25 protein-coding genes and 2 pseudogenes are annotated in these 24,529 nt (G+C 58.1%); 21 read left to right on the forward strand and 6 right to left on the reverse strand.

Annotated features, from left to right (window positions below):
* Window positions 1–3: 3 nt before the first annotated feature.
* The 3 genes from QSK43_RS06970 to QSK43_RS06980 form a co-directional block, all read right to left on the reverse strand.
* Window positions 4–954, reverse strand: coding sequence for an FAD binding domain-containing protein (locus QSK43_RS06970; RefSeq protein WP_332302837.1), 951 nt, complete (start codon window positions 952–954; stop codon window positions 4–6).
* Window positions 951–1,598 carry an aldehyde dehydrogenase iron-sulfur subunit PaoA gene (gene paoA, locus QSK43_RS06975; protein WP_332302977.1) on the reverse strand — a complete coding sequence of 216 codons (648 nt, stop codon included), beginning with the start codon at window positions 1,596–1,598 and terminating at the stop codon, window positions 951–953. Before paoA ends, QSK43_RS06970 begins: the two co-directional genes overlap by 4 nt.
* A 742-nt stretch (window positions 1,599–2,340) precedes the next feature.
* The gene (locus QSK43_RS06980; RefSeq protein WP_332302838.1) at window positions 2,341–2,565 is read right to left on the reverse strand and encodes a hypothetical protein; all 225 of its coding nucleotides are present in this window, start codon (window positions 2,563–2,565) and stop codon (window positions 2,341–2,343) included.
* 474 nt (window positions 2,566–3,039) lie between these two features.
* Here QSK43_RS06980 and QSK43_RS06985 point away from each other — a divergent pair.
* The 14 genes and pseudogenes from QSK43_RS06985 to QSK43_RS07050 all read left to right on the forward strand — a co-directional run.
* Window positions 3,040–3,234 (forward strand): annotated as a pseudogene (locus QSK43_RS06985) (SDR family oxidoreductase); the annotation flags it as partial.
* A gap of 56 nt (window positions 3,235–3,290) precedes the next feature.
* Window positions 3,291–3,464: an SDR family oxidoreductase gene (locus QSK43_RS06990; protein ID WP_332302978.1), complete on the forward strand. Its 174-nt coding sequence runs from the start codon at window positions 3,291–3,293 to the stop codon at window positions 3,462–3,464.
* 680 nt (window positions 3,465–4,144) lie between these two features.
* Complete coding sequence (locus QSK43_RS06995; RefSeq protein WP_332302839.1) at window positions 4,145–4,918, forward strand: aspartate/glutamate racemase family protein; 774 nt, start codon at window positions 4,145–4,147, stop codon at window positions 4,916–4,918.
* Window positions 4,919–4,939: 21 nt separating this feature from the next.
* Window positions 4,940–5,869 carry an ABC transporter permease gene (locus QSK43_RS07000; RefSeq protein ID WP_332302840.1) on the forward strand — a complete coding sequence of 310 codons (930 nt, stop codon included), beginning with the start codon at window positions 4,940–4,942 and terminating at the stop codon, window positions 5,867–5,869.
* A complete protein-coding gene (locus QSK43_RS07005; protein ID WP_332302841.1) occupies window positions 5,869–6,672 on the forward strand; it encodes an ABC transporter permease in 804 nt (267 codons plus the stop codon). The genes QSK43_RS07000 and QSK43_RS07005 overlap by 1 nt, the downstream gene beginning before the upstream one ends.
* 63 nt (window positions 6,673–6,735) lie before the next feature.
* Window positions 6,736–7,839 (forward strand): ABC transporter substrate-binding protein, encoded by a 1,104-nt coding sequence (locus tag QSK43_RS07010; RefSeq protein ID WP_332302842.1) that lies wholly within the window; start codon window positions 6,736–6,738, stop codon window positions 7,837–7,839.
* A gap of 73 nt (window positions 7,840–7,912) precedes the next feature.
* Window positions 7,913–8,971 (forward strand): ABC transporter ATP-binding protein, encoded by a 1,059-nt coding sequence (locus QSK43_RS07015; RefSeq protein WP_332302843.1) that lies wholly within the window; start codon window positions 7,913–7,915, stop codon window positions 8,969–8,971.
* A gap of 104 nt (window positions 8,972–9,075) precedes the next feature.
* Window positions 9,076–10,617 carry a hydantoinase/oxoprolinase family protein gene (locus QSK43_RS07020; RefSeq protein ID WP_332302844.1) on the forward strand — a complete coding sequence of 514 codons (1,542 nt, stop codon included), beginning with the start codon at window positions 9,076–9,078 and terminating at the stop codon, window positions 10,615–10,617.
* A gap of 11 nt (window positions 10,618–10,628) precedes the next feature.
* Window positions 10,629–11,717, forward strand: a complete 1,089-nt coding sequence (locus tag QSK43_RS07025; RefSeq protein WP_332302845.1) for a DUF917 domain-containing protein — start codon at window positions 10,629–10,631, stop codon at window positions 11,715–11,717.
* Between the two features lies 1 nt (window position 11,718).
* A complete protein-coding gene (locus tag QSK43_RS07030; protein WP_332302846.1) occupies window positions 11,719–12,807 on the forward strand; it encodes a DUF917 domain-containing protein in 1,089 nt (362 codons plus the stop codon).
* 71 nt (window positions 12,808–12,878) lie between these two features.
* A complete protein-coding gene (locus QSK43_RS07035; protein ID WP_332302847.1) occupies window positions 12,879–15,623 on the forward strand; it encodes a LuxR C-terminal-related transcriptional regulator in 2,745 nt (914 codons plus the stop codon).
* Window positions 15,624–15,908: 285 nt separating this feature from the next.
* Window positions 15,909–16,082 (forward strand): hypothetical protein, encoded by a 174-nt coding sequence (locus QSK43_RS07040; protein ID WP_332302848.1) that lies wholly within the window; start codon window positions 15,909–15,911, stop codon window positions 16,080–16,082.
* Window positions 16,079–16,279: a type II toxin-antitoxin system RelE/ParE family toxin gene (locus tag QSK43_RS07045; protein WP_332302849.1), complete on the forward strand. Its 201-nt coding sequence runs from the start codon at window positions 16,079–16,081 to the stop codon at window positions 16,277–16,279. Before QSK43_RS07040 ends, QSK43_RS07045 begins: the two co-directional genes overlap by 4 nt.
* 4 nt (window positions 16,280–16,283) lie before the next feature.
* Window positions 16,284–16,652: an XRE family transcriptional regulator gene (locus tag QSK43_RS07050; protein ID WP_332302850.1), complete on the forward strand. Its 369-nt coding sequence runs from the start codon at window positions 16,284–16,286 to the stop codon at window positions 16,650–16,652.
* Between the two features lie 429 nt (window positions 16,653–17,081).
* Here QSK43_RS07050 and QSK43_RS27120 read toward each other — a convergent pair whose 3' ends face one another.
* Together QSK43_RS27120 and QSK43_RS07055 are read right to left on the reverse strand one after the other, a co-directional pair.
* Window positions 17,082–17,264, reverse strand: a complete 183-nt coding sequence (locus QSK43_RS27120; protein ID WP_442967791.1) for a response regulator transcription factor — start codon at window positions 17,262–17,264, stop codon at window positions 17,082–17,084.
* Window positions 17,265–17,668: 404 nt separating this feature from the next.
* Window positions 17,669–18,583, reverse strand: a complete 915-nt coding sequence (locus QSK43_RS07055; RefSeq protein WP_332302851.1) for a LysR family transcriptional regulator — start codon at window positions 18,581–18,583, stop codon at window positions 17,669–17,671.
* 99 nt (window positions 18,584–18,682) lie between these two features.
* Between QSK43_RS07055 and QSK43_RS07060 the strand changes: the two genes are divergently transcribed.
* The 7 genes and pseudogenes from QSK43_RS07060 (at window position 18,683) to QSK43_RS07090 (ending at window position 23,649) form a co-directional block, all read left to right on the forward strand.
* Window positions 18,683–19,579, forward strand: a complete 897-nt coding sequence (locus tag QSK43_RS07060; protein WP_332302852.1) for a pirin family protein — start codon at window positions 18,683–18,685, stop codon at window positions 19,577–19,579.
* 21 nt (window positions 19,580–19,600) lie between these two features.
* Window positions 19,601–20,200: pseudogene (locus QSK43_RS07065) on the forward strand (NADPH-dependent F420 reductase); the annotation flags it as partial.
* Between the two features lie 117 nt (window positions 20,201–20,317).
* Window positions 20,318–20,926: an NAD(P)H:quinone oxidoreductase gene (wrbA, locus tag QSK43_RS07070; RefSeq protein WP_275791413.1), complete on the forward strand. Its 609-nt coding sequence runs from the start codon at window positions 20,318–20,320 to the stop codon at window positions 20,924–20,926.
* A 73-nt stretch (window positions 20,927–20,999) separates the two neighbouring features.
* Window positions 21,000–21,773: an SDR family NAD(P)-dependent oxidoreductase gene (locus QSK43_RS07075; protein ID WP_332302853.1), complete on the forward strand. Its 774-nt coding sequence runs from the start codon at window positions 21,000–21,002 to the stop codon at window positions 21,771–21,773.
* A 25-nt stretch (window positions 21,774–21,798) separates the two neighbouring features.
* Window positions 21,799–22,245 (forward strand): ester cyclase, encoded by a 447-nt coding sequence (locus QSK43_RS07080; protein WP_332302854.1) that lies wholly within the window; start codon window positions 21,799–21,801, stop codon window positions 22,243–22,245.
* Window positions 22,246–22,256: 11 nt separating this feature from the next.
* Complete coding sequence (locus QSK43_RS07085) at window positions 22,257–23,033, forward strand: SDR family oxidoreductase (protein ID WP_062579293.1); 777 nt, start codon at window positions 22,257–22,259, stop codon at window positions 23,031–23,033.
* A 181-nt stretch (window positions 23,034–23,214) separates the two neighbouring features.
* Window positions 23,215–23,649, forward strand: coding sequence for a DoxX family protein (locus QSK43_RS07090; protein ID WP_332302855.1), 435 nt, complete (start codon window positions 23,215–23,217; stop codon window positions 23,647–23,649).
* Between the two features lie 55 nt (window positions 23,650–23,704).
* Here QSK43_RS07090 and QSK43_RS07095 read toward each other — a convergent pair whose 3' ends face one another.
* Window positions 23,705–24,475 (reverse strand): SDR family NAD(P)-dependent oxidoreductase, encoded by a 771-nt coding sequence (locus QSK43_RS07095; protein WP_332302856.1) that lies wholly within the window; start codon window positions 24,473–24,475, stop codon window positions 23,705–23,707.
* Window positions 24,476–24,529 lie beyond the last annotated feature (54 nt).

The raw sequence follows: 24,529 nt of genomic DNA on the forward strand, positions 1-24,529 counted from the left end.
CGATTATCCCCTCGCTTCGGCGATTATGGCGCCAATTACGCGCTCGACGAGATCGATCTTGAACTTGTTCTGCTCGGTAGGACGAGCGTCGGCGAGGAGAAGCTTCGCTGCGACATTCGCTCCCTCGGCGAGTTCTGCGTCAGCAGCTTCGACACGCCACGGCTTGTGAGCAATGCCACCAACTGCCACCCGCCCCGTGCCATCAGGCTGAATGACTGCTCCGACCGAGACCAGCGCAAACGCGTAGGAAGCACGGTCGCGGACCTTGCGGTAGATATGCTTTCCTCCAATCGGCGGCGGTAGCACCACTGCGGTAATGAAACCGCCCTTTTCCAGCACTGTTTCGATTTCGGGCGTATCACCGGGCAAGCGATGGAAGTCTGCGATCTGGATTGTTCGGCGACTACCATCCGGCTTTACGGTCTCGACGACCGCGTCGAGTGCGCGCATGGCGACGGCCATGTCGCTTGGATGCGTGGCGATACAGGTATCACTCACACCCACGACAGCGTGCTGGCGACTGAAGCCGCCGATGGCGGAACAGCCACTTCCCGGCGAGCGCTTGTTGCAGGGCTGTGCGGTGTCATAGAAATATGGACAGCGTGTGCGCTGCAAGAGGTTACCTGCGGTCGTCGCCTTGTTGCGAAGCTGGCCCGAAGCGCCCGCAAGCAAGGCGCGCGATAAAAGCCCATAATCGCGCCGGACGGTTACGTCGGCGGCAAGGTCGGTGTTGCGAACCAGCGCTCCAATGCGCAGGCCTCCCTCAGACGTCTTTTCTATTGTCTCGAGCCCCAGACCATTCACGTCGATCAGATGTGTCGGCGTCTCGATTTCGAGCTTCATCAGGTCGAGAAGATTGGTGCCACCAGCAATAAACTTTGCCTCGGAGTTCGAAACGGCCGCCTTGACTGCAGCCTCTATGGATGAGGCCTTTTCGTAGGTGAAGGCTTTCATGCTTTTGTCCCCGCTACTTCGACGATGGCCTCGACGATGTTGGAATAGGCGCCGCAGCGACAGATGTTGCCGCTCATCCGCTCGCGAATTTCCGCCTCGCTGATCAATGTCTGCGCGTTGAGGTCGCCAGTGACGTGGCTCGGGATGTTCGCCTCGATCTCCTCAAGCACCGCCACGGAGGAACAGATTTGTCCTGGCGTACAGTAGCCACACTGGAAGCCGTCGTGCTTGACGAACGCGGCCTGCATTGGGTGCAGATTGCCGGGCTGTCCAAGTCCCTCGATCGTCGTCACTTCGTCGCCGTCGTGCATTACGGCCAGCGAAAGACACGAGTTGATGCGGCGTCCACCGACCATCACCGTGCACGCCCCACACTGACCGTGATCGCACCCCTTCTTGGTGCCGGTCAGGTGGAGATGCTCGCGCAGAGCGTCGAGAAGCGTCGTCCGATTATCAACGTCGAGGTCGCGGACTTGTCCGTTGACCTTCAATGATACGCTTGATGTGTGATTCATGGTTTCTCCTGCGGGCTGGGCTGCCGCCGCCTCGATGACAGTGGTGGCAGCGACGGTCGCGGCCGAGGAGATAAGTAAATTCCGGCGTGAAAGTTCAAATTGACTAGTGCCTGGCATGGTCAGTTCCACTTCATCGATTGGAGAAACCAAAAGTCGCGCATCACCGGAGCGAGATCGCGGATCATTAAACACTAACGCATCAACGAGTGATCGGTAGTGGGAGTTCCCCGATAGGTCTTATCGATAGGACGCATAAATCAGCGACGGGTCGGGATCCCCTCCTGCGGCGCATTGTGGCGGATCCCCGAACGTCGGTTGCTCAGCTCCCAAGCCTGAGGTGCGACCATCGACGCGAATAAGGCTTGTCGGAGCAACCTTCCAAGCCGATGGAGATATCCTCCACTTAACGAGCGGAGCGTAAAATTTGGCTGAAGAGATTTTTTGCGCGCCGACGCGCTGAGAAACCGGGAGCGCATCCCGGCTGTCGCTGAGGAATTGTTTTTAGAAAAGTCGTTGGTATATCTCTGGACGACAGCCGATGTTTATGGCGGTTAAGCGAAGGATGGCTGTTGAAATGAGCGCCCGTCGTTAGAGACGCAAACCGACCGAGCTGACGCCGTCCTTTCGAGCTACGCATCGCTCGTCGATAGCGTCCGCGACAAGCATGAGTGTCAAGCCATCACCGTTGGGACTGGTCTCGTCTGGGGCAAGCCAAAACGATAATTGCCCTTGTGAAGGGCAAGCGGGAGACCATGAAAGACTGCTACGCCTGGCACAAAGCCGGCAAAAAACTCTATATGCTTTGGTCTGGTGACAAGGACAGAAATGACGCCTACCGCGACGACGAGCCTGATCGTCGTGTCCAGGGTGATCAGGTCTCACAAGATTTCTTGTCGTTCAAAAAGTAGTCCGGATACGAGACGTCTTGAGAAGTGTCGCATCCGACCAGCACGACGAGCGTTTCGCGGGTCGCCGGTTCGGCTTTTGCAAAGATAGGCGCCTCGACCAGGCCCATCCATTCGCGCCAGCGCAGCTCCGACGGCAGGTCTGAAAGCTCAGTGCCGAGGAGCTGCTCGTGCCGTTTGGTTCGGCTCATAATGACCAGTGTGGATTGCAGGCGCCCATTCGCTGTTCTTCCCCGCTCGGTTGATAAGTGACGTTCCCAATCTGCTGCTGGTGCGGACCGAGCGCCATAGCGAGTTGTCTGGCAAATGGAGACGAGAGTTCCGTCGCGCCCGGCAGTCGTCGCTGCGATATATCGCCAGCGTCCTGCGACACGAAAAAATGAGGCCGTCTCATTGCTTGCGGGTGGGGCTTGCCGGTGCCCCGTCGCATTATAGCAGAAGGCGGCAATGTCATTCTGACGGGTTTATGCAAGGAAAGGTTGGAAGCGGCGCGGGCGGAATTTTCAGACAAGGCAACCGTTGTCAGCAATGATGCTGCCGAGCTTACGGCTTCAGCACTTGCGAAGGCGATGAGTGCCTCGGGTAGATTGAACGGTCTTTAGCTCAACGCTGCCTTTGCTACGCCTGGTTCCCTCGAAGACGTCAACGCTGATGCCTTTGACCGCATGATGGCAACAAACGTGCGCGGCCCTATGCTTCAGCTGGCGGCCCTTTCGCCAATACTGAACTCCGGTGCATCGGCCGTAGTGACATCATCCAGCTCGATCAACGAAGGGACGGCAGCAACAAACCTTTACGCTGCAACGAAGGGCGCTGTCATCGCTATGGGTCGCCCCTGGGCTTCGGCACTGGCTCCGCGTGGCATCCGCGTAAATGTTCTGGTTCCCGGACCAGTCGAGACGATTTTCGGAAATTCCTGCCCGATGAAGCTCGTCAGGGCTTTGAGAAGTTCGTTGTCGATCAGGTTCCGCCCGGGCGCGCCGGAACCGTCGAGGAAGCAGGGGCTGTCGCGCTTTTTCTGCTATCCGATGATGCGTCCTATGTTACGGGCAGCCAATATGCGGTTGATGGAGGACTGGTCATGCAGTGAGGCTGGTTATTCGCCGGATCCTTGAATATTGCAGGGCGCAATGTCCGGGTTAAAATATCAGGAAAAAGACGGAATATTCGCGACTAAAGGAAGATCCTGACTGTGGCGGGCATACGGTCTGGCTGGCGCGTCACCGTTGACTATAAGGCACCGCGGCAATTCTGCAGGCTGTGTAAAAACGCAATGAACTCCTCGTTGGCCAATTTTTATCTGCGATTTTTGGTCAACTAAGATGCTAACAAATGCCGGACCTTTCCTGCATCCGATACTCAAGAGTGGGATAGGCCGGCCCTTCTGGCAATCTCCGCGAATGCATATTGCAGCGCATGACGCAACGTTCGGAACCGGAAAGCTTTAGCGCGACTTTCAAGCCGTGACAGTGCCTAAATACAAGCACTTACCGCTTAATAAATAATCATATAATTGAAATGCATCATTCTAGAGCAGAAAACCTGTCCAAAAGGATGGGAAATCTGTCTTGAAGCCAGCCATACTACCCGCCCGAAAGAACGATGACCCTATTCGTCAAAGCTCTTCCGTCCGGCGGCAAGCCGATGCACCGTAAGCCAACGGAACAAGCGGCGCGGCGCACGGAGCTGAGAGGCCTCGGATACGCAACGTTCAAGGCTTGGATTTGTCCCGCAGACGCAGGTCGTTGCGGCGGTGAGGGAGTATCAAGAATGCGTGACAACATCGTCTATGTTCGTGTCGTATCCCCCCTTGTGACGCGCGGCTTTCGCAAGCTGGCGGATCTCAAGGCGCTGGAATATCCCGGCATCAGCCTTTCTCACGCTGAGATCGCGACGGGGCCGGGCTCGATCGAAAGCGAATTTGAGGCCGCAATGTCCGTTCCCGGCACCCTGCTTGAGGTGGTACGTGCCGAGCGTGAAGGCGTCGATGCCGTTATCATCGACTGTATGGGCGATCCCGGCCTGCGCCCGGCCAGGGAGATTTCGGGCATGCTCGTTCTCGGCCCATGCCAAACCGGCATGCATGCTGCCGCCATGCTCGGCCACAAATTTTCCATCATCACAGTGATGCGACGACTGAAGCCATCCTTCGAAAATACGGCAGCGCTGTGTGCTCTCTCCACCAAGCTGGCATCGGTGCGAAGCGTCGATATTCCGGTTCTCGATTTGGAAATGAACATGGCGGAAACGTTGCGGCGGCTTATCGAGGAAGGACGCAAGGCCGTGGAGGAAGATGGTGCGGAAGCGCTGATCTTCGGCTGCACAGGGCTGATGGGCTGCGCAGCCGGTTTGCGGGCTGGGCTGCTCGCGAAAGGAATCGACGTGCCCGTCATTGATCCGATCCCGACAGCGATCTCCATAGCTTATGGACTGGTCCTTGCCGGGCTATCCCAGAGCAGGACGACTTATCCGAAACCGCCGGAAAAACTATTGATCGGTTACGATGCTTTGCGTGATGCAATGCTGCCGCTTGCAGCGGAATAACCAAATGACGGGGTTAAAGATATGGCAGCAAGCATAATGACCAATGAAGCGGAAGCGAGCACTGTGCCTGTTGGTGTCCGGCTGAGGGATAGCTTCTTTTCAGGCGGACTGTTCTGGCTGCTGGTCCTTCCAGCATTTGTTTTCTTCCTCGTGTTCTTCGTCGTGCCGACCGCCTCGCTTTTCGCGCTCGCTTTCAACAAGTCGACGGCTGGCGTCATCAGCCTGTCCAGTGTCATCACTTTTGATAATTTCGTGCGCATCTTCACACGATCAATCTATTACGAGTCGATCCTGCGCTCGGTCGGTATCGCGGCGGCCGTCTCGCTCATATGCCTCGTCTTCGGTTATCCACTCGCTTATGTCATCGCCAAAACCATGAGCCCCGGTCGCAACGCGCTGCTGATGATTTTGGTGCTTTCATCCATGCAGCTCGACATGGTGATCAGGCTCTACGGTCTCATGGTTCTGCTGGGCGACAATGGCCTCATCAACGGAACACTCATCAAGATGGGTTTCATTTCCGCGCCACTGCCGCTGATGTACAATACCTTTGGTGTCGTGGTCGGCCTTGTGCAGATTACGTTGCCCTTCATGGTCTTGTCGCTGATCGGCATCATCAAATCCATCAACCCCTCGCTTGAGGAAGCGGCACGGTCCTTGGGAGCATCCCGCGCAAAAGCGTTTTCCTCGATCGTGCTGCCACTATCCATGCCGGGAATTCTCGCCGGAACCCTGCTCGTCTTCGCGCTTGCCATCTCATCGTATGTGGTTCCAGCCCTGATGGGCGGCTGGAAGGTCATGGTCATGCCGATCCACATCTTTCAGCAGGTCGCAGAAACCGGTCGCTGGCAATTCGGCGCCGCAATAGCCGTCGTTCTCTTTGTCACCAGCCTCATGGCCATCGCCGTCTACCAGCGGGTCGCCATGCGCACGACGGGAGGACGCAGCTGATGCGCGACGAATCTCCTATTCCTCTGGTCTTCAAGGCGATATCGCTGCTGACGCTGACCATTCTGCTTGTTCCGGTCGTCATCGTGGTGCTGGCTGGGCTGAACTCGGGGGATTACCTGACGTTTCCCCCACAGGGCTTTTCGCTGCGGTGGATCTATGCATTCCTCACCTCACCGGCGTTCCTGTCTGCTTATGGGGTGTCGTTCCTCGTTGCCGCGATCTCGACTGCGATCTCGACGGTACTGGGGACTATGGCAGCGGTCTTCCTGTCGCGAGCGACCAGCAATTTGGTCGGGCCGTTGCGGGCATTCTTCATGATGCCGATCGTTCTACCAGGTGTCGTGCTCGGCCTTGCACTCTATGTCTTCTATGTCACAAGCGGGATCGGGCTTGCGCGCAGTCTCACGGGCCTTGTCATCGGCCATGTCATCGTCACCTGCCCGTTCGTGATCGCAACGGTCACAGCGTCCCTTGTCGGTTTCGACCGCAGCCTGGAAGAGGCGGCGCGTTCACTCGGCGCTTCACCGTTCACGGCATTCCGGCTGATCACGCTGAAGATCATCGCACCGGCCATTTCAGCAGGCACGATCTTCGCCTTCATCATTTCTTTCGGCCAGTTCGAAGTGACGCTGTTTCTGTCGACACCGAACCTCCAGACTTTGCCGATGGCGATGTATGTGGCCCTGCGCTACGCCTTCGAGCCGACCGCTGCGGCAGCCGGCATTTTCGCCATCCTTCTCGTGGTTGTCTCGATGATTGCCACCTCCAAGCTCGTCAATTTGAAACGTATCTTCGGCGGCTGAACAGCTGCCCGAGACTGAGAGACCGATCCCGCATCCATAAGTTCAAAAAAGGGGAACATGGACATGACTGGAAAGACATTCGATCCAAATCGTCGCAAGCTTCTGAAACTGGGTGCCGCAGCTGCCACCCTGCCGCTGTTCAATATCAACCACGCCTTTTCCCAGGACGTGACCTATGACGGATCGGTCTTCGATGCGGGTGGCGCAGTCCTGCGCATCGGCGAATGGGGCGGCCCGTGGGGGGAACTGGTTCACAAGTACCTGCTCACGGACTTCGCCAGGGATTTCAACTGCAAGATTGAATACGACTCGACATGGCCGTGGTTCCCGAAATTCGTAGCGAACGGCCCGCAAAAACCACCGCTCGACGTGACCAACTGGAACCTGCCGGAAATGTTCAAGACGGCAGCGGCAGGTGACTTCTTCCACACGATTGAGGAAATTCTGCCCAACCTTCCGAACGGCAAGAACCTCTGGCCCTTCGCAACGTCAAACGGCGTTGGCGTCACCTGGGCTTTCAACCAGTATGTTCACGCCTACCGCACAGATCTCGTCACTCCACCACCGACAGGCTTCAAGGATATGTGGAAGCCGGAGTTTGCAGGCAAGCGCGGAACCTACATCACTTCCAACACCTTGCAGATGGACTTTTTCCTCGTTGCCTGCAGCCTGTTTGGCAAGGACCAGTATGACCTTAACGCCGGTTACGAAGCGATGCGGGCATTGATGCCCGCCAAGATTTCGGACTTTACCGGCAACATGCAGACGCTGATGGATCGTGGCGAAGTCGTCATCGCCGTGCAGAGCGACGCCGAACCCATGCAGGCCCACGACAAGGGCGCACCTTTCGCCGTCATGTACTGGAAAGAATTGCAGCCAATCCTGACGCAGACCTACACGATCAGCCGCTACTCTGAACCGACCCAGAAGAAGCTGGCCTATGCGCTTCTCAACCGTGCGCTGGAGCCATCCTTCATGACCAGCATGGGCAAGGAATTCTATCTGCGTCCCACGGTTTCCAACGCCGTTCTACCCGACAACCTCGTGAAAGCGGGGATCATCAACAGTGCCGATGCGATCAAGGACTTCTGGCTGCCGGACTGGAAAGCCTATCTGGAGAACGAAGACGAGATCGTAGAGACTGTGAATGAAATCTTCGCAGGCTGATTGAGACAGACGATGGAACCGGTGGCCGCGTGGCGCGGCCGCCAGCCAACGGACAGATGGGAAATACAGGACGATGTCGGATATCCAGCTAAAAAACCTCGTCAAATCGTACGGCAACACGATGGCGGTTGCGGGCATAGAGTTGCATATCAAGCAGGGAGAGTTCTTTTCACTGCTTGGGCCCTCCGGTTGCGGCAAGTCCACAACGCTGCGCATGATCGCGGGCTTCATCCGCCCGGGTGCCGGCCAAATCCTGATCGGCTCGGACGACGTGACACGGCTTCCGCCGGAAAAACGCGATATCGGTATCGTGTTCCAGAACTATGCGATCTTTCCCCATATGAACGTCGCCGAAAACATCGGCTTCGGCCTCAAGCTTCGGAAAAAATCGCCCGCAGAGATTGATAAGGCCGTGGCCTTCGCGTTGAGTCAGGTCGGTCTCGCAGGTTATGAAAACCGTTACCAACGCCAGCTTTCCGGCGGCGAGCAGCAGCGCGTGGCACTGGCGCGCGTGCTCGTGACCGAACCTCGCATCCTGCTGCTGGACGAGCCGCTTTCAGCGCTCGACAAGGCTTTGCGCGAGGAAATGAAATACTGGATCAAGGATCTGCAGAAAAAACTCGGCATCACCACCGTCTATGTCACGCATGATCAGGACGAGGCTCTGACCATGTCCGACCGCATCGGCGTGATGCAGAAAGCCCGCCTGGAACAGGTCGGGACACCACAGGAAATCTACGAGCGCCCGAAGACGCTGTTCGTAACGACCTTCATCGGCCAGTCGAACGTCATCGATGTCACCGTCAAAGGACGGGACGGCGACCGGCTGAGCGTCGGTTTCGCGGATTTTACGGCGCTGGCCCGTGCGCCAACGGCTGATCTTGCGGCAGGAACGGAGGTCAAGCTGGTCGTTCGCCCGGAAAATGTGATTGTCGGCCACGCCGGGACCGGCCTGCCCGCAACCGTGATCTCCGAGACCTATCAGGGAGCACTAGTCCGCTACCGTCTCTCCATCGGCACCAAAGAGATCATCGCCGAGAGGCAGAACCAGTCCCATGTGGAACGGCTCTCGCCTGGACAGGCGGTCGGCGTGACGTGGGATCCGGAACGATCGGAGGCATTGATGGCCTGAGGGCCGCAATCGCCGACACTATTCATTGATGCAGGAACGCAAGCGTTCGGGCTGATGTCCGCGCAACGGCCTTGCATTGTCTAAAGACAAGTCAGGAGCAAGACATGCGTATAGGGATTGATGTGGGCGGCACTAACACGGACGCCGCCCTGATGGACGGAGCCGCCGTCATCGGCGCCTGCAAAAGCCCGACGACGGCGGATGTCGGCTCCGGCATCGTTGCGGTTATGAAGAAGCTGCTGGACATGACCGGAGTATCGGTCATGCAGATCCAGGCGGTGATGATCGGCACAACCCATTTTACGAACGCCGTCGTGGAACGCAAACGCCTGCTCGAAGTTGCCGCCATCCGGCTCGGTCTGCCCGCCACCAAGGGGCTACCACCGCTGACCGACTGGCCGAAAGACCTTGCCAATACGCTCGGCCGTCACACCTTCATGCTGCGTGGCGGCCATGAATTCGATGGTCGCAAGATCGCGCCCCTTGACGAAAAGGGATTGATGGATGTCGCAAGCATTATCCGTGAGCGTGGATTGAGAACCGCAGCCGTGACCTCGGTATTCTCGCCGGTAACACCGGAAATGGAGCTTCGTGCCGCAGAAATCCTGCGCGAGGAAGTGCCCGGCATCGCGCTTTCGCTCAGTCACGAGATCGGTCGTGTCGGCTTCCTGGAGCGCGAAAACGCCTCTATCATGAATGCATCGCTGGCCGACCTGTCGAAGAAGGTCGTATCGTCGTTTCGCGATGCCCTGAAAGAGCTGTCGATCACGTCACCGTTCTACGTCAGCCAGAATGACGGGACGCTGATGGCCCCGGACTATGTCGAACGTTACCCGGTCTTGACCTTCGCCTCCGGCCCAACCAATTCCATGCGCGGGGCGGCACTGCTTGCGGGAGAAAAAGAGGCCATGGTGGTCGATATCGGAGGCACGACATCCGATGTCGGTATGCTGATGCATGGTTTCCCGCGCGAATCCGCCGTCGCCGTCGATATCGGCGGCGTCCGTACCAACTTCCGCATGCCGGACGTGCTCGCCATCGGCCTTGGCGGCGGTTCGCTGGTGCGCGATGACGGCACCCGCATCGGACCGGATTCCGTCGGTTATGAAATCACCTCGAAGGCGCTGGTGTTCGGCGGCGATACGCTGACCACCACGGATATCGTCGTGGCCGCAGGCCTTGAGGATATCGGCGACCGTTCACGCGTTGCCCATATACCTGCCAGCACCATCGAAGCGGCGCTGGCTACCATGCACCGGATGGTCGACGAAGCCGTCGACCGCATGAAGACAAGTGCCGAGCCTCTTCCTGTCATCCTCGTCGGAGGCGGATCCATTCTCGTCTCCCGTGATCTGCCGTCGGCCTCCAAGGTCATCAGGCCGGAAAATGCATCCGTCGCGAACGCCATCGGCGCGGCCATCGCTCAGGTCGGTGGTGAAGTCGATCGTATCTTTTCGCTGGAGGGCACTTCGCGCGACATCGTGCTGGCAGGGGCTAAAGCGGAAGCTTCGGAGCGTGCGATCAGGGCGGGTGCCGATCCGGCTTCCGTCAAGATCATGGATATTGAAGAGGTTCCGCTGGCCTATCTGCCGGGCAGCGCCACGCGTATCCGCATCAAGGCGGTCGGCGACCTGGTGATTGGCTGAGGAGTCCCAAGATGAAACTCACACGCGAACATCTTGCCGATCTGGCAGTCGGCGCTGCTTTTCTCGGTACGGGCGGCGGAGGTGATCCCTATGTCGGTCGGCTCATGGTGCAGCAATGCCTTGATGAAGGCTGCGAGGTCGAACTCATTGACCCGCAGGATATACCCGACGGCAGCCTCGTCATTCCCACGGCCATGATGGGGGCGCCAACCGTTCTGGTGGAAAAGATACCCTCCGGAGACGAGGCCATCGCCTCGCTGCATCGGCTGGAGAAACGGCTTGATCGAAAAGCGTCATTCACGATGCCGATCGAGATCGGCGGCATCAATTCAACGATCCCTCTTGTCGTCGGAGCGCGGCTCGGACTACCCATAGTCGATGCCGACGGCATGGGACGGGCCTTTCCCTATCTCGAAATGGAAACTTTTGGAGTCTATGGCATTTCCGGCTCACCGATGGCCGTCAGCAACGAATGGGGTGATTGCGCCCTGATCGAGGCCGTCGACAATCGCCAGATGGAATGGCTGTCGCGTGCCGTCGCCATGCGGATGGGTGGCTGCGCCTATATCGCCGAATATGCGATGAGCGGTGCCGATGTGAAACGCACGGCCATTCCCAACACTCTGACCCTTGCCATTCGTATCGGAGAAGTGATGCGCAAAGCGCGTGATGAGCACCGCAATCCCATAGAAGCGTTGCTGGGTTTTCTGCCATCGACGCTCTACCGCTACGGCCGCGTGATCTTTTCGGGCAAGATCACCGACGTCATGCGCGAGACGCGGTCGGGCTTCACCATGGGGCGAGCGCGTATCGACGGTATAGCTCCCTTTTCTTCGCAGATGGAAATCGAGATCCAGAACGAGAATCTGATTGCCCGTGTCGACGGCAAGGTGAAGGCCATCGTGCCGGACCTGATCTGCATCATGAATACAGAAACAGCAGAGCCGATCACCAACGAGAATCTGCGATATGGCCAGCGGGTCACTGTGCTTGCCGTCTCCGTGCCGGAGATCATGCGCACTCCCGAAGCGCTCGCCGTTTTTGGCCCCGCCTGCTTCGGGTTGAAAGAACCCTTTACCTCGATAGAAGAGATCGATTGAAATGAAAATCATCACGGATCAGGATATCGACGACCTCGCAGTAGGCGCTGCCGTTCTGGGCACGGGCGGTGGTGGCGACCCCTATATAGGCAAGCTGCTTGCCAAGGCGGCGATCGAAAAACACGGCCCTGTCTATCTGGTGCCTTTGGATGATGTACCAGACGACATCGCCATTGTAGCCTGCGGCGCGATGGGAGCGCCGACTATCCTCATCGAGAAGATACCATCAGGCGAGGAAGGCGATCTTGCACTCGAAACCTATGAGGATCACACCGGCATCGATGTCGACGCGATCATTCCCTTCGAGGCGGGCGGGATCAATTCGATGATTCCCATCGTCATGGCTGCCAAGAAGCGCATACCTGTCATCGACGCCGACGGCATGGGACGCGCGTTCCCGCAACTCGAGATGGAAACCTTCAACGTTTATGGCGTTTCCGCCAGTCCCGTCGCCATTGCCGACGAGCAGGGCAACTGTGTGATGATCGAGACGACGGACGCCGCAAAGGCGGAATGGCTGGCGCGGGGCGTGACGATCCGCATGGGTGGGCAGGCCTATATCGTCAATTACGGCATGGACGGCAAAACAGCAAAGCGGGTTTCGGTCCCCGCCACGATGTCGCTCGCCATCGGCATAGGCCGCACGCTGCGTGAAGCCGCGGGCAGCCATCGTGATCCCGTTGCGGCACTCATCGATTTTTTTGCTGGCACGCATTACGGGCATGCCGAAATCATTGCGTCCGGCAAGGTCGTCGATGTGGCTCGCAAGGAAGAAAACGGCTGGTCGGTCGGTATCGCGACAATCGAGCCTTTCGATACGTCGAAACCGACAGTGAAAATCCGTATCCAGAATGAAAATCTGGTGGCGGAAGAGGAGGGTGGCAAGGTGCTGGCCATCGTGCCCGATCTGATCACCGTGCTGGATCTGGACACGGCTGAAGCCATCACAACGGAGCGCCTTCGCTACGGACAGCGCATCAACGTGCTCGCCGTCAGAGTGCCGCCGATCATGCGTACACCGGAAGCGCTTGCGGTGTTTGGCCCCTCGGCCTTTGGCCTTTCCCAAACGTACCGTCCCCTGGGGACTTGACGGACGACGCGCATCGGGGACTGATGGCGAGGAAGGCGCCTGCCTTCCTGCCGTCGAAACAGAGCAAACCGATGACGAAACTCGTGGCGAGCGAAAAGGCAAAGTATGTCGATATAGGTGTCGAGAACGCCAGATCAGGATTGCGTTTTCGTCCTCCACGCATGTTGTTCAATGCCATAGAGCGCCCTTACCTGCTTTCGAAGCTCATGGATGGGTTGGCGCGCCAGATCGTCATTTTGCGTGCACCACCGGGGTTCGGCAAGACGGCGCTGATGAAGGCCGCCTACGACCGCATCCTCGCCGGAACGCTGCTCCTTCCAGGCGTGCACGAGACCCGGATCGCGCATTGTTCCTGGCTTAGCCTGTCCACTCTGCAATCAACCCAGGACTTCGTTGTCGATCTGCGGCAGGCGCTGGATCTTCCGCAGACCACAGATACGGGGAACGCGTTGCTGGAGACAATGGAGACGGTTGGGCGCCGCAATGGCGTGACGGTTCTGTTTCTCGATAATGTCGATGCCGCTGGCGCGCAGCATCGGTTTCTGGAGCAACTGGTGCTTTCCGCGCCAGATAATCTCTGTATCGCATGCGCATCGTTCCTCCCCGCCCCAATACCACTCGCCCGGTTGAAAGCGCGCGGTACTCTGAGCGAGATCAATGTAAGCGACATGGTTTTCAGGCGATCCGAACTTCAACGACTATTGTCCCGCTCATCGACAGCTGCATCGATCGATCAATTAATGCAGATAACGCTCGGCTGGCCGGCGCTCGCGCAACTTGCCTCGACCATCCCCGCCGCCACGCTTCCGCGGGAAGAGCACAAGCTGATTTTGACCGAACAGCACACAGACATCACTGGTTTCGTACGCGAAACAGTCATCGCACAGCTATCGCCGGCTCTTTACGATATGCTCCAGAAGATGGCGGATTTTGACGAATTTCGCCTGGACCTCGCTACTGACCTCGGCGCTGAACAGCTGGCTCCCAACGACCTTGCCGTTCTCGAGGCACTTAACCCCGTCATCCAGAGAAATACCGGCGGTTGGCTTTCTCTCCATCCTGTCCTGCGCTCCTGTCTCAAAGACGATATAGTGGCGGCGACGGGAGACGACCACCGAGCGCTACACCGACGGGCCGCCACATGGTTTGCAACACGCGGGCTTCTGGAACAGGCTGTTTCTCACGCGGCCCGCAGCGCCGACTTCCGAATGGCCGAAGAGATCATCGATCAAGCTGGCGGCGTCGACATCTTTCTTCGCGCCGGACACAAAGTGTTGGAACACCTGATCGACAACTTTCCTCCAGACATTTTGCATGCCTCCCCTGGATTGGTGGTGTGTTACGCCGTCGTGCTTTCCAAGCGTGGCAATGCCACCGCAGGCAGGGAACGACTGGACCTATTGAAAGAAAACGACGAGTGGTCCAAGGTGGCACTGGCAGCGGTCAACCGCAGCGTCCTGGATCACATCGACAGTCTCATCGATGTCTATGTGGATCGTCGGCTGGACACTGCTCACGCGCAACATCTGGAGCGGGTTGCTGCTACGCTACCACCCCACGCAACATGGGAACTGGCCTGGATCCACAATCACCTGTGCATCGTCTACACGCGGCTCGGCGAGTTGGAGGCCGCACGGCGCACGGCGCTCAGGGCACTCGGCTATTATCGCGAGGAAAAGGCGGCTTACGCGCAGGTGTTCATGCTGGTGCATCTCGGTCTTGTCGGCTCGCTCAGCGGTGAGTTCTCCGCAGCCCTGCAATTCTGTCGTGAGGCGGAGGCTCTCGTCGAAAGCGCACATTGGACTGATCGCAATCTTCTGGCCATCGCGCGGCTGGCCTCTGCCGACGTGCTCTACCATCAAGGCGAGGTGCACCTCGTCGAGCAGATTCTCAGCGAATGCGTAGAGCCGTTGGTGCGTGGAGAAAGCTGGGTAGACCTGTTCACACGGCTTTTTTCGCTTCTTGCGCGCAGCCGCCTGCGTGTCGACGGTTTCGATACCGCGATTTCAGCCATCGACAAAGCAGAAGAAGTCGCCGTTGAACGGGCCATGCCACGTTTGACGATTGCTGCGGGGATTATGCGCATCGACCTTCTTCTCAGGGTCGGTATGATCGAGTCAGCGGTGCAGGCCATTGAAAAGGTGGAGGCATTGAAGGAAAGAACAGAGCCTGATGACTGGACCTGGAGGGAAGCTTATGATTATGAGATCGTCGCGGCCCGGCTGGCCTTGGCTCTTGGTCATGGTCAGACTGCGCTGGATGCAATGGAACGGCTCGTTTCAGACAGCAAGACCTCTGGCAGGGGCTACCACCGACTGATCGCAGAAATCCTGTCAGTGCGTGCAGCATGGAAAGCGGGGAAACAGCAGCAGGCGCTTTTATGTCTGCAATCGGCGATCGCACTGGCACGCGCTCACGAAGTCACTCAATTGTTCGTCGATGAAGGTCAGGAGTTTGCAGCCACTCTACGCGCAATCGTTCGTCGTTTCGGGCTGAAGGCCTTCAGCGTCGATGCGGTGGAGTTCCTGAGCCGCATCGCAGGTCACAGTTTTGGCCGCCAGCCACAGGCCGCTGTCAATATTCGCTCCAGACAGGGTGCCACGAGGCCATCCGCCGGGCTTCTGAGCGGTAGGGAGACAACCGTGCTGAAGCTGCTGACGGACGGTAGCAGCAATAAGGAGATGGCCCGCATCCTTAACCTTTCGGAGGCGACCGTCAAATTTCACCTGAAGAATATTTACACCAAACTGGGAGTCAGCCGGCGGACAATGGCCGTGTCCGTGGGCCGCCGTCTCAATCTGACCAATGGCGACTAGGTTGCGAAAAGCGCCGGTCTCCACGAATTTCATTCTCGCCGGCCCGGATGGAGAGGCTCAAACCCTCGAAGACCGGCTTATCTCTTTCGGAACCGGCAGCCGTTGGAGCGTCCTTGCGAACCGGTTTCCTATCCCCTTCTTTTCCCTCTCCGTTTTACCCTCGTGTTAAATCTGCCCGATCCCGATTGGCCATTCGCACCAGGCATTGTAGGACGTTGAGCTTGGATGCCGAACAGAATCACTTCAAAATATAACCTTGACAGCATATAACTCTGAGATCATATTATGACGAAGGAATGGGCAGCTCTGCTCCACGACGAGTTCGACCCGGAGTTTTCAGCCCTGCCGGAAGAGGTACAGGACGAAATCTTCGCGGCACTGCCGCTCCTGAAAGCTTACGGTCACAACTTGGTCGTCCCTACGCCGATACGCTCAAGGGATCGGCACACGCGAACATGAAGGAATTGCGGTTCAAGGCTGCAGACGGCGTCTGGCGACTGGCTTATGCGTTCGATCCCAAGCGCCGGGCAATCCTCCTGGTGGCAGGCGACAAATCCGGCGGCAGTCGGACGCGGTTCTACAAAGTGCTGATCGCAAAAGCCGATCAGCGATTGACACAGCATCTCGACGCAATGAAGGAGAAAAAGAATGGCTAGATCATTGGATGACGTCCTTCAGGGCCTTCCTGCGGAACGTCGCGAACGGCTCGAACAGCTGGGCAACGAGCGGCTCGAGGAATACCGGACACTGCAGGATCTGCGCAAGGCGCGCGACCTCACCCAGGTCCGTATGGCCGAAACGCTCGGTGTAAAACAGGAAAATATTTCGCGCCTGGAGAAGCGGAGCGATCTGCTTCTGTCCACGTTGCGCAGTTATGTCGGGGCCATGGGCGGCACCCTGGAACTTGTGGCTCGTTTTCCGGACCGGCATCCGGTCGTCCTATCTTCCTTGTTCGATGAAGATGCCGGGCCCGTCACAAAAGAAAACCCGGCAAGAACTCGTGCCAAAAAACGCCGCTCCGCAGCCTGACAGGCTGATAAAAAATTTGGGCGCGATGGCAAAAGTGCTCGCACTTGAAAACGAGAGGGCACTCGACACCTTCGGGGAGCGCCCTTCCGACCCGCACAGCTTGGAACGCGCGGAAATCGCCGCTGCAGGAAACCATCGAAACGGGTGATGACCGATAGATGTGTATCGCTCGACCCGTAATGATGAAGGACCGGCCCACGTTCAACCGTCTCGATACGTACTGTAATGTGCTCAGGTGAATTGATCAGGCCGTTTTCCGGTGTGAAGAACGGGCCGTAGAAGCCGCCGATGGCGTTGTTGCCGGGGGGCAGAAGCTCAAAGTCATCCGCAAGTGCCCTACCAGCACTCATTGCATCGCTGGCGAAAAAGAGTGAACTGCCTAATTGTTAGGCTAGCTCGCCGTGTTGTCTGTCCGACTCATCAGGGATGCTAGTTCCGCGGGATTCGAACACCCTTCTTTTCCTTCGTCTTGTTCAAATGGGTTCGGACAGGTGAGAACCCGATGTTGAGCATGTCGCCAATCTCCCTGTCCCGGCAGCCCTTTGCGACGAGAAATGCGATCTCCCTCTCCCTTGGAGTCAAATTCGAGAATTGGTCCAGACTCTTCGACATCGCCCATTCAAGAATGACGAAATGGTATCGAGAAGCAGCTTTTCGCGCTCATCGGAGTCCGGGCTTTTTGCGGAACGCCAGAGGCGGAAGTAGCCAAGCTCCCGGTCGCCCTCAAAAATGAAAATATTGATGCCGCGATGAAGGCCGTCCCTCTTCAGGAAATCGTTATAGAATTCAGTCCGCACCAGGTCTTCATACGGGTCGCCCATCGCTTGCGAAAGTTTGGGATCGATTACGATGATCCGTAGCGCCGCAATGGCCTATAGGCTCTGTCCCGTGCGTATGGACCTCGGCCGCCTTGAGCGGATACGAACCGCCGACACACTGACGAATCGTTGATATCCATGATGATGAACGGGCGATAGGCCGTAGCTACCGCTCCTTTGCCTTAATCCAGCATATGTCTAGCCAGCCGCTATTGGATCATCGATGTCCTGGCTCTGAAAGTGGTCGATCAGAAAACGCGCAGCAGGTCCTGGCGGCGTATCGGTGCGGTAGATGGCCTGAAGGCGATATGGGCCGCCTTTGCAGTCTGGAAGATCAAGTTGCACAAGGCGACCTGATTCGATGTCATCTCGCACCATCGGTTCCGGCATATTGCCCCAGCCGATGCCTTCCTTGAGCAGCATGTGCTTGGCGCCAAGATCGGCTAGACGCCAGGTATGGTTTCCGACGACAGCAAACTCGTGGCCTTGGGTCAGAGGCGATCTGTCTGTCAGGACTAGCTGGATATGGCCCCGCGCTGCGCCCGGTGGATGCGACCCGCCAGCAAGAGGGTGGTCCGGGGACGCGACAGGGATAAGTTTTACAAAGCCGACCCCGATGCGTTCCAAGCCCGCGATCTCGACATCGAGTGGGCCACTGATGCCTATCGCGGCGGTTCGGTTAAGCACGATCTGCGTTACCGCGCCCAAGGCTTCGACGTAAAGCCGAAGAGATACGCTCGGAAATTCTTTTCGAAACGCTTTCAGAGCGTCCATGACGCGGGCGGCAGGAAGCATGACGTCGAGCGCAAGGTGAACCTCCGGCTCCACGCCGCGGAGCATGCTTTTTACTTTGGCGCGAAGATTGTCGATGCCATGGGCGACACTCTTGGCTTCGGCAAGGACAGTCCTCCCCTCCAAAGTCAGCTGCGGTTTCTTTGTCGAGAGCCGATCGAAGAGTGTGACACCCAATTGCATTTCGAGGTTGGCGATCGTGTAGCTGATCACAGAAGTAGCACGGTTGAGTTTCCTGGAAGCAGCCGCGAAGCTGCCCGTCTCGACAACGGTAATGAAGACTTTGAGCTGATCCAGCGTCGGCTGGCCGGGGTCTGACATTTCTAATTCCTCGATCATTTTCGCCGAAATTATCTGAGTTTTCCGAAACGTCTAGGGGGCTTACCTTCAATCCATCGAATTCAACCGCCGGAGCTGACAATGTCCTATTTGTCCAATGCTGACATCGAGCAGGTTATCCTGCCCTCGACCCGTGACCTCGGAGGCTTCTCCGTTCGCCGGGCGCTGCCTGCGGCCATGCGCCAGATGGTCGGACCCTTCATATTCCTCGACAGTTTTGGGCCGGTGCGGTTCGGCGCTGGCGAGGGGATTGATAGCCGCCCTCACCCACACATCGGTCTTTCAACGCTGACCTACCTTCTCGAAGGTGAGTTGCTGCATCGTGACAGCGAGAGCTACGTGCAGTCGATCAGCCCCGGGGAAGTCAATCTGATGGTCGCCGGTTCCGGCATTGTTCACTCCGAGCGAACTCCGGAACACGTCCGCAAGGATGGGGGCAAGCTCACGGGACTGCAGAGCTGGATCGCTCTTCCCAAGCAATCGGAAGAGACCGCACCGCTTTTTCAGCACCTCGGTGCCCATGAAATGCCAATGATCAATGGTGAGGGCATTGATATGAAGCTTCTCGCCGGCACGCTGCACGGGCGACGCTCACCTGCCAGCACCTTCTCTGACCTTTTCTCTGCAGAGATCCAGCTTGAAGCTGGAGCACGCTACAGGATCGACGGCGAGCATATCGAGCGTGCGATCTTCGTCGTCAGTGGTGCGATCGAGATCATGGGTCAGGACGGCACATACGGCCCGGACCGTCTTATCGTGTTCAAGCCCGGCGCCGAGATTGTGGTGAAGGCAAACACGCCAACCCGGTTCCTCGCCTTCGGCGGCGAGCCGTTACCTGAAAAGCGGTTCATCCGCTGGAATTTCGTGGCCACGAACCAGGAGCGCATTCGCCATGCTGCCGACCAGTGGCGCGAACGACAATTCCCCGGCGTGCCGGGCGACGACGAGTTCATTCCCCTCCCCGACAACTTCAACTGAACCTATCAATCAAGGAGAAATACAATGACGACCTATGCAATCATCGGTTCTGGTGCCATCGGCTCTGCACTTGCTGAACGCTTCCACGCCGCAGGCGTTGACGCCGTAATCGCCAACACACGCGGTCCGGGCTCGCTTCAGTCTGTCACCGACAAGTTCGGCAGCACGGTGAAGGCCGTCGAACTCGGTCAGGCTCTTCAATCCGACGTTCTTATTCTGGCCGTGCCTTATGATGCGGTACCGGAAGTTGCTGGCAAAAAAGCAGTCTGGGATGGCCACACCATCGTGGACGCGACGAACGCTATCGACTTTCCTGCTTTCAAGCCTCGTGACCTTGGTGGTCGACTGTCTTCGGAGATCGTCTCCGATCTCTTCCCAGGCGCCCAGCTCGTGAAAGCGTTCAACACTCTCCCGGCCGCCGTTCTGGCTGCTGATCCGGTGAAAGCGGGCGGAAAGCGCGTTCTCTTTCTGTCGGGTAACTTCCCGGAGGCCAGCAAGAAGGTGGCGGATCTGATCGCTCGTCTGGGCTTTGCGCCGTCCGACCTTGGCAGTTTCAAAGCCTCCGGTTCTCTTCAGCATTTCGGGCAGGCGCTGGTCGCGCTCAGCCTGCTGAGAGACTGAGACGCCCAATCGGTCGATAAAATCGAACGTAATGCGCCAAATTATGCAGCTTTTAGCGAATGATGAAAAAGCAGATGTTGCATTCATCGACACCAACATCCTCACGGAGTTACAGAAATGACCAAGGTTCTCGTTCTCTACTACTCGTCCTACGGCCACATCGAGACAATGGCAGGCTCAATCGCTGAAGGCGCAAGAAGCGCCGGCGCCGACGTTACGATCAAGCGTGTCCCGGAAACTGTCCCGCTCGAAATTGCCGAAAAGTCTCATTTCAAGATCAACCAGGAGGCACCGATTGCGACCGTAGCGGAACTCGCCGACTACGACGCGATCATCGTCGGTACCGGCACACGCTTCGGGCGGATGTCGTCGCAGATGGCGGCCTTCCTCGACCAGGCCGGTGGCCTGTGGGCACGGGGTGCTCTCAACGGCAAAGTTGGCGCAGCGTTCGCCTCGACGGGCACCCAGCACGGAGGACAGGAAACCACCCTGTTTTCGATCATCACTAACCTCATGCACTTTGGCATGATCATCGTCGGCCTGCCCTATAGCCACCAGGGCCAGATGAGCACTGAAGAAATTGTTGGTGGCGCTCCTTATGGGGCAACGACAGTTGCCGGTGGCGACGGGTCGCGCCAGCCTTCGCAGATCGATCTCGCCGGTGCCTTCCATCAGGGCGAAATCGTCGCCCGCACAGCCGCAGCACTCGTCGCTGCCCGCAACTAAACCCGCCTGACTCACTCTTAAAATTCAGCTCCAACCAGACCAGCCGATTGCGATCGGCTGGCAAGGAGAAGTCATGTCCTCGCTTTTCTCAAACAAGGTCGTCGCGGTCACCGGTGCAGGCTCTGGGATCGGTCGGGCGATAGCACTTGGGCTCGCTCGCGACGGCGCGACAGTGCATCTGGCTGATCGCGATGCCGAGGGTCTCACCCAAACGGCAGAGCTCATCCGCGCCGAAGATGGCCGGGCATTCACAACCGAGCTCGATGTCGCGAGCGAACTTCAGGTCGTAGGATGGATCGAACAGATCGATGCCGTATCCGGTCGGCTCGACGCGGCCTTCAACAATGCCGGGATAACCGGCCCTGCAAAGCGGATTGAAGATTACCCATTGGAAGACTTTCAGCGGGTCATCGCAGTCAATCTCCAGAGCGTCTTTCTCGGGATGAAGTACCAGATCCCGCTGATCAAGCGCAGTGGTGGTGGATCTATCGTGAACACGGCTTCCGTCGCCGCTTTGACGGGACCGGGAGGCATGAGTGCCTACGCTGCTTCCAAGCACGGGGTGCAGGGCCTGACCCGGGTTGTCGCGATGGAGAATGCAGCGCACGGCATCCGCGTCAACGCGATCGCGCCTGGCTGGACTGAAACGCCCATGGTTGCGGCAAACAGCCACCAGAACCCGGCGTTTGCGGCACTCGCTCAGAACGCCATTCCTGCCAAACGCGGCGGCAAGCCGGAGGAAATCGCGGCCGCGGCAATCTGGCTTGCCTCCGACGCCGCCTCCTATGTCACCGGACACATGCTGACCGTCGACGGCGGCATGACAATCGGTGGTTTTGAACTCTGACACCGAACCTTGAAAGGAAAATCCCATGTCAGACCAACCTGAATCATTGAAAGCAATCGTCCGCCGCAACACACTCGAGGTGCAGTCCGGCGGCAACTTCGAACTTTTCGACGAGCTTTTCGCCGACGATTTTCTGGACCACACACCGCAGCCAGGGGGGACGCCAGATAAGGAAGGAGCGCGTCGTCTTTACCACGCACTGCGCGAAGCCTTCCCGGACTTCCGCGCGGAAATTCACTGGCAAGCGGTCGACGGCGACATCGTCACCACCTTCAAGACCTATCACGGCACACATAAGGGCGTCGTCCTTGGGATCGCGCCAACGGGCCGCCAGATCAAGTTCGAAACTGTCGATGCCATGCGCATTCGCAACGGCCAGATCGTCGAACACTGGGGTGTCGCCAACCTCTATTATCTTCTGCAGCAACTCGACGCCCTGCCCTCCTCGGCCCCCAAAGTGCCGGAACATTAAGGATCACCACAATGAGCAACAGTAACATTCTCGACGGCAAAGTCGTCATCGTAACCGGCGCATCAAGCGGCATTGGACGTGCGATCGCCATCCGGGCCGCCGAACATGGCGCAAAAGCAGTTATCGTCTCGGACGTCGTGGAAGCACCGCGCGAAGGCGGTGAACCAACTGCCTCCGAGATCAGAAAACTGGGGGCCAAATCCGTCTTCGTGAAAGCAGACGTCAGCCGCAAGGCTGACAACGACGCCCTCGTTGCGGCGGCAGAAGAATTCGGCGGCGTCGATGTCATGGTCGCAAATGCAGGCATTACGCTGAAGACAGACGGGGCGGAGGTTCCCGAAGACGATTACCGCCGCCTGATGTCTGTCAATCTCGATGGCCCGCTGTTTGGCGCGCAGGCAGCTGCGCGTCAGATGAAAGCACTCAACAAGCAGGGCAGCATTGTCCTCATGGCAAGCATGGGCGGGATCTCTGGCGCCGGCATCACCGTCGCCTACTCGACCAGCAAGGGCGGCGTTGTGCTGATGGCCAAATCATTGGCCGACGCTCTTGGCCCCGACGGTATCCGCGTCAATGCAGTTGCACCCGGCACCATCGACACCGAGCTTCTTCGCACGAGCCCCGGTATCGCCCAGGCTTCCGAGGGCTTTCGCCAGAGGACGCCGCTTCGCCGGCTTGGCAAACCGGCGGAAGTCGGAGATGCTGTGGCCTTCCTTGGCTCGGATCTGTCGAGCTATGTGTCGGGCACCGCGCTCCTGGTGGATGGAGGGCTGCTCTCCGTTATCTGATTTCTCGACCCTCCAGTCGGACCCGCGCCCTCAAAAGCGCGGGTTTTTCTTTGCCTCCATCGTTCGATTTTTTCGACGATAATCTGCGATATTATCCAGCTTTTTCGTTCGCTCGGATGGTGGCAATTTCTCCTCACGACGCAGCCACGGTGGCTACGCCCCAAACTTAAGGAGAACGTCCATGTCTTATTCCGATGCAATCGCCCAGCGCGTTGAAACTCTTTCCCATTCGGCCCTCATCAACGGCGTCACGCCTCTCACAGGGCGTGTCCTGCTGGCGGCAATCTTCCTTCTGTCCGGTATCAGCAAGATCTCTGATCCAGCTGGAACGATCGGCTATATCAATATGGTTGGCCTGCCCTTCCCGCCGCTGTCCTACGGCGCAGCGGTCGTGACTGAACTCCTGGGCAGCATTGCCCTGATCCTTGGCTTCCAGACCCGCATCGTCGCTCTGATCCTTGCCCTGTTCAGTGTTGCCACGGCACTGACGTTCCACAACAACCTCAGCGACCTGAACCAGTTCATCCACTTCTTCAAGAACATCGCAATGACCGGCGGTCTGCTGCAGGTCGTGGCGTTCGGCGCGGGTCGTTACAGCCTCGACGCCCGCCGCTAAACTAAGCACCCCATCAAAAGAAAAGCCCGGACGATGGTCCGGGCTTCTCGCGTTTTTACTTACCCCATTCCGGACCACCATCCGTGCAGGTCTGGCCCCCATCGACCGGCAAGACAATCCCGGTTATCCAGGCAGCTTCATCACTGGCAAGAAAAGCGACCGCCGAGGCAATCTCTTCAGGTTGGCCTGCCCGCCTCAACGGAATTCGGTCCCAGGCTTTCTCCAGAAGTCCATCATCGTCCATGATGGCATCCACCATTCCCGTAACAGTAAGTCCCGGTGCCACTGTGTTGGCTCTGACGCCGAACCTGCCCAGGTCACAGGCTGCTGAGCGCGTCAGGTTTGCAACGCCACCCTTTGCAGCATTATAGGCCGCATGGCTCCAGCCACCACCAAGGGATGACACGGACCCGATGTTGACGATCGAACCCTTGGTCTCCTTAAGATGCGGAACCGCTGCACGGCTCATGTAGAAGACACCGGAGATGTCCGAGGCAATGCACTCGTCCCAATCCTGATCGCTCGTCTCTTCGATGGTGCCAACGAGATTCATGCCGGCTGCATTGACGACAGTGTCGATGCGGCCGAAGCGCTCGGCCGTCGCCGCGACAAGGGCGTCGCAGTCCGGCCGTGAAGAAACATTCGCGACAAAGGTGCCGCTGCGCTCAGTCGGCATCTTAGAGGCAGCTTCCGATAATCGCTTCCCGGTTCTGCCGGAGATCATCACGGACGCTCCTTCCTCAAGAAGCCGGTTGGCAATAGCGGCGCCGATACCGGAACCACCGCCGGTCACAATTGCTACTCTTCCTTCAAATCGCTTTGACATGACACACTCCTTCAATCTCCGCGGCGATGGCCGCGGTAGTTTTGGTTTCGTGTT

This window comes from Rhizobium sp. GR12, assembly GCF_036596185.1.
Lineage (GTDB): Bacteria > Pseudomonadota > Alphaproteobacteria > Rhizobiales > Rhizobiaceae > Agrobacterium > Agrobacterium nepotum.

Coding starts and splice junctions, on each gene's coding strand:
- QSK43_RS06970 (WP_332302837.1), bottom strand. CDS start 954: ATGAAAGCCTTCACCTACGAAAAGGCCTCATCCATAGAGGCTGCAGTC.
- QSK43_RS06980 (WP_332302838.1), bottom strand. CDS start 2,565: ATGAGCCGAACCAAACGGCACGAGCAGCTCCTCGGCACTGAGCTTTCA.
- QSK43_RS06995 (WP_332302839.1), top strand. CDS start 4,145: ATGCGTGACAACATCGTCTATGTTCGTGTCGTATCCCCCCTTGTGACG.
- QSK43_RS07000 (WP_332302840.1), top strand. CDS start 4,940: ATGGCAGCAAGCATAATGACCAATGAAGCGGAAGCGAGCACTGTGCCT.
- QSK43_RS07005 (WP_332302841.1), top strand. CDS start 5,869: ATGCGCGACGAATCTCCTATTCCTCTGGTCTTCAAGGCGATATCGCTG.
- QSK43_RS07010 (WP_332302842.1), top strand. CDS start 6,736: ATGACTGGAAAGACATTCGATCCAAATCGTCGCAAGCTTCTGAAACTG.
- QSK43_RS07015 (WP_332302843.1), top strand. CDS start 7,913: ATGTCGGATATCCAGCTAAAAAACCTCGTCAAATCGTACGGCAACACG.
- QSK43_RS07020 (WP_332302844.1), top strand. CDS start 9,076: ATGCGTATAGGGATTGATGTGGGCGGCACTAACACGGACGCCGCCCTG.
- QSK43_RS07025 (WP_332302845.1), top strand. CDS start 10,629: ATGAAACTCACACGCGAACATCTTGCCGATCTGGCAGTCGGCGCTGCT.
- QSK43_RS07030 (WP_332302846.1), top strand. CDS start 11,719: ATGAAAATCATCACGGATCAGGATATCGACGACCTCGCAGTAGGCGCT.
- QSK43_RS07035 (WP_332302847.1), top strand. CDS start 12,879: ATGACGAAACTCGTGGCGAGCGAAAAGGCAAAGTATGTCGATATAGGT.
- QSK43_RS07040 (WP_332302848.1), top strand. CDS start 15,909: ATGACGAAGGAATGGGCAGCTCTGCTCCACGACGAGTTCGACCCGGAG.
- QSK43_RS07045 (WP_332302849.1), top strand. CDS start 16,079: ATGAAGGAATTGCGGTTCAAGGCTGCAGACGGCGTCTGGCGACTGGCT.
- QSK43_RS27120 (WP_442967791.1), bottom strand. CDS start 17,264: ATGTCGAAGAGTCTGGACCAATTCTCGAATTTGACTCCAAGGGAGAGG.
- QSK43_RS07055 (WP_332302851.1), bottom strand. CDS start 18,583: ATGTCAGACCCCGGCCAGCCGACGCTGGATCAGCTCAAAGTCTTCATT.
- QSK43_RS07060 (WP_332302852.1), top strand. CDS start 18,683: ATGTCCTATTTGTCCAATGCTGACATCGAGCAGGTTATCCTGCCCTCG.
- wrbA (WP_275791413.1), top strand. CDS start 20,318: ATGACCAAGGTTCTCGTTCTCTACTACTCGTCCTACGGCCACATCGAG.
- QSK43_RS07075 (WP_332302853.1), top strand. CDS start 21,000: ATGTCCTCGCTTTTCTCAAACAAGGTCGTCGCGGTCACCGGTGCAGGC.
- QSK43_RS07080 (WP_332302854.1), top strand. CDS start 21,799: ATGTCAGACCAACCTGAATCATTGAAAGCAATCGTCCGCCGCAACACA.
- QSK43_RS07085 (WP_062579293.1), top strand. CDS start 22,257: ATGAGCAACAGTAACATTCTCGACGGCAAAGTCGTCATCGTAACCGGC.
- QSK43_RS07090 (WP_332302855.1), top strand. CDS start 23,215: ATGTCTTATTCCGATGCAATCGCCCAGCGCGTTGAAACTCTTTCCCAT.
- QSK43_RS07095 (WP_332302856.1), bottom strand. CDS start 24,475: ATGTCAAAGCGATTTGAAGGAAGAGTAGCAATTGTGACCGGCGGTGGT.